The sequence below is a fragment of the Bifidobacterium sp. W8110 genome, assembly GCF_016101375.1.
GTDB lineage: Bacteria > Actinomycetota > Actinomycetes > Actinomycetales > Bifidobacteriaceae > Bombiscardovia > Bombiscardovia asteroides.
Genome location: NZ_JACFQO010000003.1, coordinates 1 through 14,605, shown reverse-complemented (window position 1 = coordinate 14,605; position 14,605 = coordinate 1). Strand labels below are relative to the sequence as shown.

The following is a 14,605-nucleotide window of genomic DNA, read 5'->3' as shown; positions in this document are numbered from 1 at the left end:
ATCCACAGGTGACATCCGTGTAACGTTCCGCAGTGTCTAACGAATTCCTACCGCCTCCAGGACCTGGTCGATGACCAGATCGTTGAGCAGGCGACCCCTTCGGGTCACCTGGATTCTGTCAGGCACGGGCAGCAGGAGGCCCTGATCGACCAGATCCTTGAGGATCTTCGGATCGGCCGGACGACCGGCCAGCCTGGTCAGTCGATCCAGTCCCAGGCCTTCGGGCAGGCGCAGGGCCAGCATGACCGTCTCCTCCAGGTCCTGCCTCCAGCCCAGAAGCTCGGCATCCTGCCAGGGCACATGTCCTGCATCCATGGCGGCCGCCCAGTCCCTGGGGTGGGCGATGTCCCAGGAGCGGATGGCCCGGGCACGCCGCTCCTCCAGGCCGGGCTCCTGCGAAAGCCACCAGGATGTCCACGGATCGGCCTTTTCCGCTGATGCTGTTGCGGTGGCCCTGAACCCAGGCGATACGGAAGGCATGGGCTTCTGCTCCCGGGCTTCATCCACCGGCGCCATGCCCGAGTCCTGACCATCCAGCCCCCGATAGTGGGAGTGGGCGCCGGGCCCGATGCCGGCCCAGTCCACGTTGTGCCAGTAACCCAGGTTGTGGCGACTCTCCTGGCCGGGGCGGGCCCAGTTGGAAATTTCGTACCAGTACAGGCCCGCCTGGGAGAGCATGTCATCAGCCATCTCGTATTTGGTCGCCTCGTCATCGTCATCGGGGGCGGGCAGTTGGCCCCGGCGCACAGCACGGCCCATCTTGGTGGTGGGTTCCAGGGTCAGGGCGTAGGCGGAGACGTGGTCCACGCCCAGGTCCAGGGCCGCCTGCAGGCTGGTCCGCCAATCCTCAAGCCGCTCCCCCGGCGTCCCATAAATCAGGTCCACACTGGCTCTGAGACCCAATTCTTTAGCAGCGGCCACATCGGTGGTCACATTGGCCGGCGTATGGGTGCGGTCCAGGGTGGCCAGGACACTGGATACCGCTGACTGCATGCCGAAGGAGACACGGTTGATGCCGCCCCTGAGCAGTTGCTCCAGATAGGCCCGATCGACAGTGTCAGGGTTGGCCTCGGTGGTAATCTCGGCCCCGGGGGACAGCCCCCAGAGGTCGGCTACGGCCTCGGCCATGCGCACCAGGTCCCGGGCGGGCAGAATGGTCGGGGTGCCTCCGCCGAAGAAGATGGTGGACACGGGCGGCTCTATCAGCCCCCTAGATGTCTGCCAGTCCCGGACCATGCGCATCTCCTGGATGGCCAGATCGGCGTAGTGCTCCCGGCTGGCGCCCCCGCCCAGGTCGCTGGCCGTATAGGTATTGAAGTCGCAATAGCCGCAGCGGCGCATGCAGAAGGGTACATGGATGTAGACCTGGTAGGATCCCACCCGTTCAGCCCTCCTTCTTGGCGGCGGCCCGTATCTTGTCCTTGGTGTCCCGGTCCTGGGCCTGGCCTGTACTCAGAGCGGCGATGAAGGCCTCCTGGGGCACCTCAACATGTCCCAGCATCTTCATGCGCTTCTTGCCCGCCTTCTGCTTCTCCAGCAGCTTGCGCTTGCGGGTGATGTCGCCTCCGTAGCACTTGGCCAGCACGTCCTTGCGCAGGGCGCTGATGGTCTCCCGGGCGATGATCCGGGACCCTATGGCGGCCTGGATGGGAATCTCGAACTGCTGACGCGGAATCAGCTTGCGCAGCTTCTTGGTCATCATCACCCCGTAGGCGTAGGCCTTGTCCTTGTGGACGATGGCCGAGAAAGCGTCGATCTTCTCCCCCTGGATGAGGATGTCCACCTTGACCAGGTCGGCGGACTGGGTCCCGTCCGGCTGGTAGTCCAGGCTGGCGTATCCCTTGGTCCTGCTCTTCAGCTGGTCGAAGAAGTCGAAGACGATCTCGGCCAGGGGCATCCGGTAGTGCATCTCGACGCGCTCGGGGCTCAGGTACTCCATGGTCCCCATCTGCCCGCGATGATCCTGGCAGAGCTCCATGACCGGCCCGATGAACTCCTTTGGCGTGATGATGTCGGCGCTGACCACGGGTTCCAGAATCTGGCGCACCTTGCCGTCGGGGAACTCGCTGGGATTGGTCACCGTGTGCTCGCTGCCGTCCTCCATGGTCACCTGGTAGGTGACATTGGGGGCCGTGGCGATCAGGTCCATGCCGAACTCCCTGCTCAGGCGCTCGGTGACGATCTCCATGTGCAGCAACCCCAAGAAGCCGCAGCGGAATCCGAAGCCCAGGGCCACGGAGGTCTCAGGCTCGTAGACCAGGGCGGCATCGTTGAGCTTGAGCTTGTCCAGGGCGTCGCGCAGCTCGGGGAACTGGGCGTTGTCAATGGGGAAAAGCCCGGAATAGACCATGGGCTGGGGATCCTGATAGCCGGGCAGGGGCTCCTTGGCGGGATTTGCCTCGGTGGTGACCGTGTCGCCCACCTTGGACTGGCTGACGTCCTTGACGCCGGTGATCACGTAGCCGACCTCTCCGGCACCCAGGGCCTTGGTAGGGGTCATATCGGGGCTGATCACGCCCAGCTCGATGGGGTCGTGCACGGTCCCCCGGCCCATCATGCGGATCTTCTGGCGCTCCTTGAGTTCACCATCCACCATCCTGATGTAGGTGACGATTCCCCGGTAGGAGTCGTAGACCGAGTCGAAGATCAGAGCCCGGGCCGGAGCCTTGGGATCCCCCTTGGGAGCCGGTATCCGGTCCACGATACGGTCCACCAGTTCGCGAACACCTTCGCCGGTCTTGCCCGATACCCGCAGCACCTCGTCCGTGGAGCAGCCGATCAGGTTGGCTATCTCCTCAGCGTGCTTGTCCGGCTCGGCCGAGGGCAGGTCGATCTTGTTGAGGACGGGGATGATGACGAGGTCGTCCTCCAGGGCCATATAGAGATTGGAGAGGGTCTGCGCCTCGATGCCCTGGGTGGCGTCCACCAGCAGGACCGCACCCTCGCAGGCCTCCAGGGCCCGGGAGACCTCGTAGGTGAAGTCCACATGACCGGGGGTGTCAATCATGCCCAGGGTGTATTCGACGCCGTCCTTGACCCAGGGCAGGCGAACGGCCTGGGACTTGATGGTGATGCCGCGCTCCTGCTCGATGTCCATCCTGTCCAGGAACCGGTCGTGCATCTCGCGCTTGGGCACAATCCCGCTCAGCTGCAGGATCCGGTCGGCCACCGTGGATTTGCCGTGATCGATATGGGCGATGATGCAGAAGTTGCGGATCAGCGATTGGTCGGTGAATCCTGGTTGGTTCTTGGCTTCCTGCACCGGTCTGCTCTCCTCACGTACGTCTGGTCTAACGATTCTAGACGATGCCCTGGGCCGAAGCGCCCGCCTCTGGCGGATTCTTCTCCCGGTCGGGTGCTACTATGGTAGGTTGTCTGTACAGATACATTCATCGTTTGGAGCAACATTGGCAAACATCAAGTCGCAGAAGAAGCGGGTCATCACCAACGAAAAGGCGCACCTGCGCAACAAGGAGGTCAAGAGCGCAATCAAGACCTCCGTGCGTTCCGTGCGCAAGGCCGTGGATGCCGGTGACAAGGAGGCCGCTCAGGCTGCCTACCAGGTGGCCGCCCGCCGTCTGGACAAGGCCGCCGGCAAGGGTGTGATTCACCGTAATCAGGCCGCCAACCGCAAGTCCGGTCTGGCCAACGCCGTCAACGCCCTCTGAACCGGGTGCCCCATTGGGGCCGGTGACCCAAGCGCTTGGGTCACCGGCCCTTTTTGGTATCCGGGTCCTCGTCGCTGTGCTTGATGGTGACACTGATATTCGACCGGCCACGCATCAGGTGACGGATGGCACTGGCCAACTGGGCGTCGCTGAGTGGGAGTCGGGCCGAGTGTCGGTCCACTGCCCCAGGCACCAGGATGTCGAATTTTACCGAGATAATGCGCAGGACGACCACTAGGGCCACGATGGCCAGGTCCAGAATCATGTCGACCCGGGCCGGATAGAGGCCATGCTGCTGAGCGCGCGTGGAGGCTAGGGTCAGCAGGCAACCGATCAGGGAAGGCAGCGCGTACCAGTGCTGGTCCTGGATGACCGCAGGCACCTGATTGAGCAGGATGTCTCGCAGCAGTCCCCCGACCAGGGCCGTTGCCATCCCCATGAAGATGGCCGTCATGCCGCCGGTTCCACACATCAGGGCCTTGGCGGTCCCGTTGACGGCGAAGGATCCCAGGGCCATGGCATCGGTGACCAGCATGGACCAGGTCATACGGCTGATTTCGGGATGTGCGACAGCCACCACCAGGCCGGAAGCCAGGGTGACGATGACCGAGCCCTTGTCGGTGATGCCACTGGGCGGCACCTGACCCAGAAGAACGTCACGGACCACCCCGCCGCCCAGGGCACTGATCCAGGAGACCAGGAGGATGGCGATGATGTCGTAGCCCTTGCGCACGGCAGCCAGACCGCCCGAAAGCCCGCAGCTCAAGATGCCCAGGTACTCGATGACCATGAAGATCAGGTTCCCCTCCAAGGCCGTCTTCATCCCGCGCTTCTCCTCCCGGAATCGTCCCGCACTCAAATCCGTCTATAGATTAGCCAAATACAGAGCTGAACAGGCCGGTGATGTGCGCAAGGCCACAAATATGAAGGAAGGCAACCCAAGGCGAAACGTCGCCCTGAAGTCGCCTTCCATTCAAGACCTGTCAGGCAGGAATGGGGTCAGCGCTCAGCAGACCTTCCACATCCAGTCGTGCGGGTCTTCGATCTCGCCCAGCTGGATGCCCAGGAGCTCGTTGCGCAGGTCCATGGTGACCTTGCCTGAACCGCCGTCGGCCACCTGGACGTCGAAGTTCTCGGACTTGAAGCGCCCGATCGGGGTGATGATTGCAGCGGTCCCGCAGGCGAACACCTCGGTGACCTCGCCCGAGCGGATGTCGTCCAGCAGGGTGTCCAGACGGATCATGGTCTCGACCACGTCGCGACCATGATCCTGGGCCAGAGTGATCAGGGAGTTGCGGGTGACACCAGGCAGAATGGTTCCGGTCAGGCTGGGGGTCTCCAGGTGCCCGTCCTTGTGGACGGTGAACATGTTCATGCCGCCCAGCTCCTCCAGGTAGGTCTTGGTGGCCGCGTCGACGAAGCAGACCTGCTCGCAGCCATGCTCGGCACCGCGGTTCTCCCCCAGCAGGGAAGCCGCATAGTTGCCGCCGCACTTGGCGAAGCCGGTTCCGCCTGGGCCGGTACGGAACCACTTGTCCTCCACCCAGATGCTGACCGGCTTGACACCACCGGCGAAATAGGGTCCCGAGGGCGAGGCGATGACGCAATAGTCCACCGCATGCGGGGCGCGCACGCCCAGGAAGGGCTCGGAGGCGAACATATAGGGACGCATATAGAGCGTGTACTCGCGCCGCCTGGGCACCCAGGCTGCGTCACGGCGGACCAGGGCCGCGACCGATCCCAGGAAGTCATTGGGCTCGAGCGGGGGCAGGGCCAGACGCTTGGCTGAGTTGTAGAAGCGCTGTGCGTTGGCATCAGGCCGGAAGAGCCAGATGGAACCGTCGTCGTGGTAGTAGGCCTTGAGTCCCTCGAAGGCCTCCTGGGCGTAGTGAAGCACCGAGGCCCCCGGATCCAGGCTGATCGGTCCGTAGGGCTCAACCCTGCGATCCTTCCAGCCGCCTTCCGAAGTCCATCCCATGTGGGTCATATTGTCCGAGAAGAGCTGGCCGAAGGCGGGCTTGTCAATCAGCCGGGCACGCTCCTCGTCAGAGGCGGGATGATCGTTGGGAATGACCTTGAAAGCGTCCGCCAACTCATTGAGTGCCTTCGGGTCGTGATGTGATTGCTCTGCCATTATCTACCACTTCTTCTTGCTACTGTATTTGGTTGCTCGGGTGCGATGCTTGTGGCGATGCCCGGTACCCGAACTATCGCATAGGCAGGCCTTGACCTGTCCGGCGCATTTCGCATTGTGACCGTCTTGGACAAAAAGGCCGCAGGATCGTGATGATCCCACGGCCTTGCAAATTGAACCTTTGGGTTCACTCGCCCTGGTCGTCGGCCTCCGGAGCAGCTTCCGCCTCGGCCTGATCGGTCTCCTCGGTGGGGGTCTCCAGGCTCTCCTCCTTGGGGATCTCGACGGAGACGATGGATTCCTCCATATCGTCGATGATCAGCTCGGAACCTTCGGGCAGCTTGATGTCCTTGGCCAGGATCTTGTCACCCTCGGCCAGGCCTTCAACGCTGATGTCGATGCGCTCAGGCAGGTTGGACACGTCAGCCCGGACCTGCAGGTTCTGGGTGTCGATCAGGGCCACGGCAGCGCCCTTGGTCTCGCCGCTGACGAAGACGGGCACCTCCACGGTGACCTTCTCGCCGGCGCGGACCTCATAGAAGTCGATGTGCTCCACCTGGCGCTTGACCGGGTTGCGCTGCACGTCCTTGACCACGGCCGTCTTGGTCTGTCCTCCGAAGCTGATGGAGAAGAGTGCATTGGCGCGACGCAGAGCCAGAGTGGTCTCGCGCATGGGCAGCTTGATGTAGTCGGGCTGGGCGCCGCCGGCGTAGATGGTGGCGGGAATCTGCTGGGCCACGCGCATGCGGCGTGCCGCCCCCTTGCCGAATTGATCGCGGACTTCGCCCTCGAGCTTAATGGTATTAGCCATGTTGGCTTCCTTCCTTGAATGGTTCCTCAAGACCGACCTGGGCCGGTCCTGGCGCATCGCCGCGTCGGATTCCGGACCGCCCAAAAGGAAAGGACGCCGATGATCCAGCCGAGTCGATAACGGAGGCCATGAAGCCTCCCTCGCCAAAGCAACGTGGCTACTCTAGCACCGGGCCCGCCCTTCTCCAAGTAGGCGGCTATTCTGGACATATCCCGCGATTATTGAAGGAGACAACGTGTCGTTACTAGCATCGGTCAAATCTTTTGTGGCACACCAGGTGGGTCATGGGGAGGGACCGAATGGCGAGGAGAATGCGAATCCGTCACAGGCCGCGCCTCGGACCGCCGAGGAGTCCCTCTCCCTGCCCAACACGCATTTCTGGTCGGCCGACTACGCCACGACCACGCGAATGGATTCGACCTCCGGTATGCTTTCGGCAACCACCGCCGGCATGGGACCGGTGCCTGACGACATGACCGTCTATGACATCTACGCCGACCGGGCCCGCCGCACCCCAGACCAGCCGGTCCTGCACTTCGTGGAGAACGGGAGCTGGACCTACCGGACCGGCCGAGAGATTCTGCATGACATCAGGACCACCGCCAAGGGCTTCATGCACTACGGGCTGAAGAAGGGCGATGCCGTGGCCTTCATGTGCAGGACCAGCTACGAGTGGGACATCGTGGACGCCGCCGTCCTGTCCATCGGCGGGGTCATTGCCACCATCTACGACACCGATTCGGCCGAGCAGATCCGATTCATCGTCAACAACTCCGATGCCAGGCTGCTGGTGGTGCAGACCGCTGAGATGCGGGCCAAGGCCGAAGGAGCCGACAAGGAGTGCCCCACCCTGGAGCGGATCGCCTGCCTGGAGTCCGGTGCCCTGCAGGAGTTGCAGGCCTATGGGGAATCGGTCAGCGATGCCGAACTCGACGAGCGGATCAATTCCATCCGGAAGACGGACCTCTGCTCCATCGTCTACACCTCCGGTTCCACAGCGGCCCCCAAGGGCGTGGAGATGACCCATGAACACTACTGCCAGCTGGCCAGAAACCTGAACGCCTTCATCCCCAATCTGACCCACGATCCGGATGGATCCATCCTGCTCTTCCTGCCCCAGGCCCACACCTTCGCCCGGGCCATCAGTTACGGGGTCGTCTATGGGACCATGCACGTGTACATCTCCTCCGGACTGGCCACCCTGCTGTCGGACCTGCAGGAGTCCAAGCCCACGGTCATCATCGGCGTGCCCAGGGTCTTCGAAAAGGTCTACAACGCCGCATCCCAAAAGGCCGGGCATGGCATCAAGGGCAGGGTCTTCAACGGGGCGGCACGGGCGGCACGCACCTATATGGAGGACATCTCCCGTAAGGGCTGGCCGACCAGGCGCAGCGCCCTGCGGCGAGCCCTCTACGACCCGCTGGTTTATTCTTCCCTACGCCAGGTCCTGGGCGGACGGGCCAAGTGGATCGTCTCCGGAGGCGCTCCCCTGGACCCTGAACTGTTGGGCTTCTTCCGCGGCGCCAATGTGCCGGTCTACGAGGGCTACGGCCTGACCGAGACCACCGCACCCTGCGCCTTCAACCCCCTGGGCACCCCCTACCACAGGGGCTCGGTGGGCATCCCCTTCCCGGGATTCACCATCCGCATCGCCTCGGACGGCGAGGTGCAGATCAAGGGCGTCTGCGTATTCCACCGCTACCACAAGAACGAGGAGGCCACCCGCGATTCCTTCACCGAGGACGGCTGGTACGCCACAGGCGACCTGGGGCGGCTCTCCCGTGATGGGTTCCTCTTCCTGACCGGGCGCAAGAAGGACCTGATCATCACGGCCGGCGGCAAGAACGTCTCCCCCAGGCCCATCGAGGAGGTCATCGAGCGTTCCGAGATCGTCTCCCAGGCCCTGGTTCTGGGCGACAAGCGGCCCTTCATCTCGGCCCTGGTCACCCTGAACGAATCCGCCCTGCGGCCCTGGCTGGCCTCCAAGGGCCTGGATCGCAACATGTCCCTGCAGGAGGCGGCGCAGAACGCAGTGGTCCGGGCCGAGGTCCAGGAGTATGTGGACCGGGCCAACGAAGGGGTCTCACGGGCCGAGTCGGTCCGCAAGTTCATCATCCTGCCCGAGGAGTTCACGCAGGACAACGGACTGATGACACCATCCATGAAGGTGATTCGGCCCAAGGTCATCGAGCGCTACGCCGACCTGCTCAACACCCGGATGTACACGGCCAAGCGCACCCCGGCGCCCCGCCGCTGAGCACGATCAGAACCCCAGGCGCTCCAGCTGCTTGGGGTCGGTCTGCCAGTTGCGGGCCACCTTGACGTGCAGATCCAACCGCACCTTGCGGCCCATGGTCCGGTTGACGGCGGTGCGCAGCTTCTTCTTCACCCGTACCAGGTGCTCGGCCCCCCGTCCGATGACGATGGGCTTCTGGGAGTCGCGCTCTACATAAATGCCGATGTGAACCGTGTCGCGCCCGCCCTCCGAATCCGGCTCAATGGACTCCAAACGGACGGCCAGGGAGTGGGGCAGCTCGTCGTCGAGCTCCTCCAGGTAGGCTCCGCGGACCATCTCTGCAATCATATCCTCGGGACGCTCCTCGGTCAGCTGGTCGTCAGGGTAGAGCTGAGGGCCCTCGGGCATGGCATCCATCAACACCTGGGCCACCTCGTCCACGTTGTCAGCCTCCAGTGCGCTGACCGGAACAATCTGGGAGAAGTCAGCAAAGGCGCCTATCTCCAGGAGCTTGTCCACCAGTTGGCCTTTGCTCAGCTGGTCAATCTTGGTCACCACGGCGATCAAAGGCTTTCGCCAGACCCACTTGCCGTCCTTGTCCTTGCGGGCGAAATCGGACCGCAGCCGGCTCAAAATGCGGCGATCGCCGGGGCCAATGGCCTGGTCGGCAGGCAGCAGGAATGCAATGGCATCGACATCCGACAGGGAGGCCTCCACGACATCGTTGAGTCGCTGGCCCAACAGGGTCCGCGGACGGTGAATGCCCGGTGTATCGACCAAGACCACCTGGGCCTCGGGACGGGTCATGATCCCCCGGATAGCCTTACGTGTGGTCTCCGGCCGGGAGGAAGCTATGGCGATGGGCCTACCAACCAGGGCGTTCATGAGGGTGGACTTGCCCACATTGGGTCGGCCCACTACTGCCACGAATCCCGATCGGTGGACCGGCACCTTGGCATCGCTCTGTTCTTCCTTGGTCATGAATTCTCCTGACTGTCCTGCTCGGGTTGATCCCCGTCGTCCTGTTCTTCTTTTTGTTCTGCACCGTCCTCCAGAGCGATGCTTGATCCGTTGGCTGGCTCGACCACGATGGTGGCGATCTTCTTGCGGCGGCCGACCGCCTCGCCTGCGGTCAGCCTAATACCGCGCGTCACCGCCGACGAGCCAGAGACGGGCACGGAGCCCAGCAGTTTGGTCAGCAGACCGTAGACCGTATCCACATCGTCCTCATCGATGGTGATCTCGTAAAGCTCCTCCAGGTCGGCGATGGGCGTGCGGACCGGCAGCTGCCAGGTGTGCGGACCGATCTGCTTGGGCTCGTCGTGCTGGACCCGGTCGTGCTCGTCCTCCAGCTCACCCACGATCTGCTCAATGGCATCCTCAATGGTGACCAGGCCTGCGATGCCCCCGTACTCGTCCACAACCACAGCCAGGTGGTGGCGGGAGCGCTGCATGTAGTGGAAGAGGTCGTCCACCGGCTTGGACTCTGGCACCAGAACGGGCCGACGGATGATGGAGGCGACCGATCTGTCACCCTTGTGGTTGAAGGCCAGGGCCCGGACCACGTCCTTCAGGTAGACGATGCCGACCAGGTCATCTACGTCGTCCCCGATGGCAGGAATACGTGAGAATCCCGATCGGGAGAAAAGCTTCATGGCCGAATCCAGACTGGCATCCTTTGAGATGCAAATCATGTCGGTGCGAGGGACCATGATCTCGCGGGTCAGTGTGGTCGACAGGGTCAACACGTTCTTCAACATCTCGGAGATTTCCGGATCAAAGGCACCGGCCTCCACCAGCTGGTCGACCATGGCACGGCCCTGTTCGATCTGGATTTTCTCCAGCTCCTCGTCGTCGGAAAGGTCGCCGCGATGGTTTTTGCGGGAGCGGGCTTCAGCCTGCCGACGGCGCTTGAAAGGCGTCAGAAGAACGGCCAGCCCGACCAGGCGAACGTGCTTGAGCAGTGCCTCCATGGGCTGGCGGGAGCGGCCATGCGGACCCAGGGTGACGGAGACGGCGGCCACCAGGATGGCCATGATCACCCCGCACAGCAGCTGTTCCCAGAGGGGTAGGCCACCAAGAGCAGCCATGCAGGCAACCAAGACGCCCACCATGATGTCACAAATGATGCGGAAAAAGGCACAGGCGCTTCCCGTCACCTGCCGCTGGGAGATCAGGCTCTGGGCCTGGTGAATGCGGTCGATCCGCTTCATCCTGGCGAACTGGCTGAGTTCCTGGTCGGTCTGCAGGCCCAGAATCAAATTGTTGAGACTGGATCGGGTCACCCGGTTGAGCGCCCCTTGGGCCTCGGCCAGCGCCAGGGAGAGCACGACCAGGGCGATGGCGGCCAGAGCCATGATCACCAGGGCGACGATGGTCCGTTCACTCATGGGATCTGCCTTTCTGATGGGCACCACGGCCGTACCGCTCATAGATGTCGAGAGCGTTGGTGGCCCCGGCCGGCAGCGCGGCATCTACGATAGGCCCCTGGCGCAGAGCCAGGAAGGTCAGCAGCAGCTGGCGTTGCAGACCGAACATCTGCGCCTCCTGCTCCCTGCTGGCGTGGTCGTATCCCAGCAGGTGCAGGGTGCCGTGAATGGCCAACAGCAGCATCTCCTCCATGGTGGAATGGCCGGCTGCCAGGGCCTGCTGGGCAGCCACCCAGGGGCAGATGACAATGTCGCCCAGGATGCCCTCCTGTCGATGGTTCTCGTCACCGGGGCGCAGCTCGTCCATGGGGAAGCTCATGACATCAGTAGGGCCGGCCAGGTTCATCCAGCGCTCGTGCAGCACCGCCATGGGCTCGGGATCGTTGAAGATGATGGTCATGTCGGACTGGGTGCTCACCTGCATCTGGTCCAAAACCCATACCCCCAGGTCAGAGAAGGTCTTGGCATCGATCAGCCACTGGGTCTCGTTGGTCACTTCTACGCTCATGCCTGCTCCCGTCCCCGGATGCGGGCCCGATCAGCACGGTCGTAGGCCCGGACAATCTGCCCGACCAGCCGATTACGCACCACATCAGCCGCCTGCAGGTGCACAAAGGCGATATCGTCGATGCCGCGCAGCACATCTTCTATGGTGGCCAGACCAGATGCTGGCCCGCCCAGATCCACCTGGGTGACGTCGCCGGTGATGACCATCTTGGTGTTGAAGCCCAGGCGGGTCAGGAACATCTTCATCTGCCTGCGAGTGGTGTTCTGCGCCTCGTCCAGGATGACGAAGGCATCATTCAGGGTGCGCCCGCGCATATAGGCCAGCGGAGCCACCTCAATGGTCTCGTCGGCCAGAAGACGGTGGAGCCGCGAGGTGCCCAGCATGTCAGCCAGGGCATCATAGAGGGGCCGCAGGTAGGGATCCACCTTCTCATTGAGGGTGCCAGGCAGGAAGCCCAGACTCTCCCCTGCCTCCACGGCAGGCCTGGTCAGAATGAAGCGCCCGATGCGTCCGGCCCGAAATTCCTGAACCGCCTTGGCCACCGCCAGATAGGTCTTGCCGGTGCCAGCCGGGCCAATGCCGAAGGTGATGGTATGCGTTTCAATGGCCGCCACATAGGCGGACTGGCCAGCGGTCTTGGGTCTAATCGGACCCTTGGAGGCCTGGGTCAGGGGGCGGCTACGAACTGCCCTGGCGGCTACCTGACGGGATTGGTCGACATCTTCCAAGGTGCTGTCCTCGTCCGGTTCTGCAACGCCTGTTCCCCGATAACCGGGGTCTGCAGAAGTACTGTCTGTCGTAGTCCGACCCTGGGTTCTGTGGTCTGCAAGGGTTCGGTCTGCAGTATTGTTATCTGCAGCATTGTTATCTTTAATTTTCTGCTCTTCTGGGTGGGAGTAAGTGTCAACGGCCCCCAAACGGCGGTGGTCCAGTATTCGCCCCACCTGATCGGCATCCACGGGAACCTGATCGGCGGTCTGCATGAGTTCGGTCAGTAAATTCCGGATCTGAGCCGCCTGAACGTCGCCCTGTCGGTCCTGTGCGCGCAGCATGATCCGATTGCCACGAACCAGGATGGACACTGCCGGGAAGGCACGTTCAATCCTGTCGATGACTGCATCCTCTGGCCCCAGCACCTGAACCGGGTCGATTCCCTCCGGAATCTCCAGGGTTCGCGTAGTTACCGCCACGGATTCCCTTCCTGCACGATGACGATGGTGAACATGGACCTCATTCGGGCAGCACCTGTCCGGTCAGGACGTGGGCGTGGACATGGAAGACGGACTGGCCGGCATCCTCTCCCGTGTTGAAAATCAACCGGTAGGCTCCATGGAAATCCTGGTCGGCAATCTGTTGCGCCACCTGGACGATGTGGGCAAGAGTGTCGGGATCAGCCTTGGCCAATTCGGCCACTGAACCATAATGATGACGCGGGACGATCAGGACATGGATGGCGGCCTTGGGGTTGGCATCCTTGAAAGCGTAAACGGTCTCATCTTCGTAGACCTTTTCGCTGGGGACCTCCCCTGCCACGATTCTGCAGAAAATGCAGTCCCCCTGTCGATCGTCATCGCTCATGACCACTCCTTAGTGTTTGCCGATATTGCTGTTTTTGCTGTTTTCTCTGTTTTCCATCTTATGGGCGAGGATGTATATTGCGTGCGACTTCATGCGCTGGGCTCAGGGGCTTCTGACTGCCAGCGACCCAGCATGTCCGCCAGCAGGGTCAGGGCCACAGGTCCGGCCAAAGCAGCCCGGAGGATGTTGCCGCCCAACCGGACCGGCAGGGCCCCCTCCCTCATCATGGCCTGGACCTCCTGATCCGCAATCCCTCCCTCGGGACCCACAACCACGGCGGCCGAGGAGCCAGCCGGCAGCCTGTCGACACGGTTACGGACCGCATCCCATCCCAGGTCGGCATCCTGGTGCAGAACCAGGACCAGGCCGCCTCGATCGGTCGCCTTCCGGCACCAGGAGACCAGACCATGGCTGTCCAACTTGTCCAGCAGTCGAGGTCGGTAGGCCCTACGACTCTGTTCGGTGGCAGCCTCCAAGGTGGCCTGCCAATGCCTGTCGTTGCGGCCGGGTCGCCATTTGGCTATGGACCGGTCAGCCTGCCAGGGGATGACCTGATCCACCCCGATCTGTGTGGCCATGTCGATGGCCTGCTCGTCCCTGCCACCCTTGGCCAGGGCCTGAACAAGAATCAGTTCCTTTTCGGGAGGTGCCTGCCGCCCTACAGCTGTGACCTCCACCAAGCCGGTCGAAGCATCCCTGATCAGGGCGCCGATGCGCAATCCGCCCCCATCTGAAAGATCCAGCTGGTCACCGTTCTTCAGCCTCATGGAGCCCAGTGCATGGCGACGGATGTGCTCGGGCAGGGTCAGGCGCCAGCCAGTGTGGAGCTCATCGCTGGCCAGTGGGGAGTCATCGTGGTCGGGATCCAGCAGGAAGAGGGGTGCAGTCATGGTGTCAGGCTACAGCCCGCCACAGAAAAACGCTCTCTTTGACGACACGCTCCCCCAATCGCCCAGTGCGCGATGTCGCCTTAGATGCTATGATTGTCTCCGTTGCGATTACGCACCTGTCCGGGTGGCGGAATGGTAGACGCGCTAGCTTGAGGTGCTAGTGCCTATATATATACAGGCGTACGGGTTCAACTCCCGTTCCGGACACTCAATTCCCCCTCAAAGAGGCCACTTCCTTTCATATTTTCATAAATATACATATTTGTGGCCTATAGGAACTAAACGCGTTGTTTTAGGTTCTGTGTGTGGGTTTGGTTGTGTGTTGGTCAGAGTGTGGTGTTGGGGTATCTG

General features: G+C 62.6%; 13 protein-coding genes and 1 tRNA gene. 3 read left to right on the top strand and 11 right to left on the bottom strand.

The features are described 5' to 3' along the window. Positions 1-36: 36 nt before the first annotated feature. Entirely contained in the window at positions 37-1,380 is a 1,344-nt protein-coding gene (hemW, locus tag H3T88_RS06090) for a radical SAM family heme chaperone HemW (protein ID WP_198203950.1), read from the bottom strand. A 4-nt stretch (positions 1,381-1,384) separates the two neighbouring features. After that, the gene (gene lepA, locus H3T88_RS06085) at positions 1,385-3,262 is read right to left on the bottom strand and encodes a translation elongation factor 4 (protein ID WP_198203949.1); all 1,878 of its coding nucleotides are present in this window, start codon (positions 3,260-3,262) and stop codon (positions 1,385-1,387) included. A gap of 145 nt (positions 3,263-3,407) precedes the next feature. Between lepA and rpsT the strand changes: the two genes are divergently transcribed. Then, complete coding sequence (gene rpsT / locus H3T88_RS06080; RefSeq protein ID WP_015021872.1) at positions 3,408-3,668, top strand: 30S ribosomal protein S20; 261 nt, start codon at positions 3,408-3,410, stop codon at positions 3,666-3,668. A gap of 40 nt (positions 3,669-3,708) precedes the next feature. Here rpsT and H3T88_RS06075 read toward each other — a convergent pair whose 3' ends face one another. From H3T88_RS06075 to H3T88_RS06065, 3 genes are all read right to left on the bottom strand, one after another. Further along, on the bottom strand, positions 3,709-4,491 hold the full coding sequence (locus H3T88_RS06075) for a trimeric intracellular cation channel family protein (protein WP_110417242.1): 783 nt from the start codon (positions 4,489-4,491) through the stop codon (positions 3,709-3,711). A gap of 183 nt (positions 4,492-4,674) precedes the next feature. After that, on the bottom strand, positions 4,675-5,802 hold the full coding sequence (locus tag H3T88_RS06070; protein ID WP_198203948.1) for a branched-chain amino acid aminotransferase: 1,128 nt from the start codon (positions 5,800-5,802) through the stop codon (positions 4,675-4,677). Between the two features lie 187 nt (positions 5,803-5,989). Then, on the bottom strand, positions 5,990-6,613 hold the full coding sequence (locus tag H3T88_RS06065) for a 50S ribosomal protein L25/general stress protein Ctc (RefSeq protein WP_015021875.1): 624 nt from the start codon (positions 6,611-6,613) through the stop codon (positions 5,990-5,992). Positions 6,614-6,848: 235 nt separating this feature from the next. On the opposite strand from H3T88_RS06065, the gene H3T88_RS06060 reads away from it, so the two are divergent. Further along, positions 6,849-8,870: an AMP-dependent synthetase/ligase gene (locus tag H3T88_RS06060; RefSeq protein ID WP_198203947.1), complete on the top strand. Its 2,022-nt coding sequence runs from the start codon at positions 6,849-6,851 to the stop codon at positions 8,868-8,870. Between the two features lie 6 nt (positions 8,871-8,876). Here the strand turns inward: H3T88_RS06060 and era are convergent, their stop codons facing one another. The 6 genes from era to H3T88_RS06030 form a co-directional block, all read right to left on the bottom strand. After that, entirely contained in the window at positions 8,877-9,830 is a 954-nt protein-coding gene (gene era / locus H3T88_RS06055) for a GTPase Era (RefSeq protein WP_198203946.1), read from the bottom strand. Beyond that, positions 9,827-11,239: a hemolysin family protein gene (locus tag H3T88_RS06050; RefSeq protein WP_198203945.1), complete on the bottom strand. Its 1,413-nt coding sequence runs from the start codon at positions 11,237-11,239 to the stop codon at positions 9,827-9,829. Before H3T88_RS06050 ends, era begins: the two co-directional genes overlap by 4 nt. Further along, on the bottom strand, positions 11,232-11,786 hold the full coding sequence (gene ybeY / locus H3T88_RS06045) for an rRNA maturation RNase YbeY (protein ID WP_015021879.1): 555 nt from the start codon (positions 11,784-11,786) through the stop codon (positions 11,232-11,234). Before ybeY ends, H3T88_RS06050 begins: the two co-directional genes overlap by 8 nt. Then, positions 11,783-12,976 (bottom strand): PhoH family protein, encoded by a 1,194-nt coding sequence (locus tag H3T88_RS06040; RefSeq protein ID WP_198203944.1) that lies wholly within the window; start codon positions 12,974-12,976, stop codon positions 11,783-11,785. The genes ybeY and H3T88_RS06040 overlap by 4 nt, the downstream gene beginning before the upstream one ends. Positions 12,977-13,016: 40 nt before the next feature. After that, positions 13,017-13,364 carry a histidine triad nucleotide-binding protein gene (locus tag H3T88_RS06035; RefSeq protein WP_015021881.1) on the bottom strand — a complete coding sequence of 116 codons (348 nt, stop codon included), beginning with the start codon at positions 13,362-13,364 and terminating at the stop codon, positions 13,017-13,019. Between the two features lie 89 nt (positions 13,365-13,453). Next, positions 13,454-14,254, bottom strand: coding sequence for a 16S rRNA (uracil(1498)-N(3))-methyltransferase (locus tag H3T88_RS06030; protein WP_015021882.1), 801 nt, complete (start codon positions 14,252-14,254; stop codon positions 13,454-13,456). A 118-nt stretch (positions 14,255-14,372) separates the two neighbouring features. Here H3T88_RS06030 and H3T88_RS06025 point away from each other — a divergent pair. Then, positions 14,373-14,461, top strand: a tRNA-Leu gene (locus tag H3T88_RS06025). Positions 14,462-14,605: the final 144 nt, after the last annotated feature.

Coding starts and splice junctions, on each gene's coding strand:
- H3T88_RS06075 (WP_110417242.1), bottom strand. CDS start 4,491: ATGAAGACGGCCTTGGAGGGGAACCTGATCTTCATGGTCATCGAGTAC.
- H3T88_RS06070 (WP_198203948.1), bottom strand. CDS start 5,802: ATGGCAGAGCAATCACATCACGACCCGAAGGCACTCAATGAGTTGGCG.
- H3T88_RS06065 (WP_015021875.1), bottom strand. CDS start 6,613: ATGGCTAATACCATTAAGCTCGAGGGCGAAGTCCGCGATCAATTCGGC.
- era (WP_198203946.1), bottom strand. CDS start 9,830: ATGACCAAGGAAGAACAGAGCGATGCCAAGGTGCCGGTCCACCGATCG.
- H3T88_RS06050 (WP_198203945.1), bottom strand. CDS start 11,239: ATGAGTGAACGGACCATCGTCGCCCTGGTGATCATGGCTCTGGCCGCC.
- ybeY (WP_015021879.1), bottom strand. CDS start 11,786: ATGAGCGTAGAAGTGACCAACGAGACCCAGTGGCTGATCGATGCCAAG.
- H3T88_RS06035 (WP_015021881.1), bottom strand. CDS start 13,364: ATGAGCGATGACGATCGACAGGGGGACTGCATTTTCTGCAGAATCGTG.
- H3T88_RS06030 (WP_015021882.1), bottom strand. CDS start 14,254: ATGACTGCACCCCTCTTCCTGCTGGATCCCGACCACGATGACTCCCCA.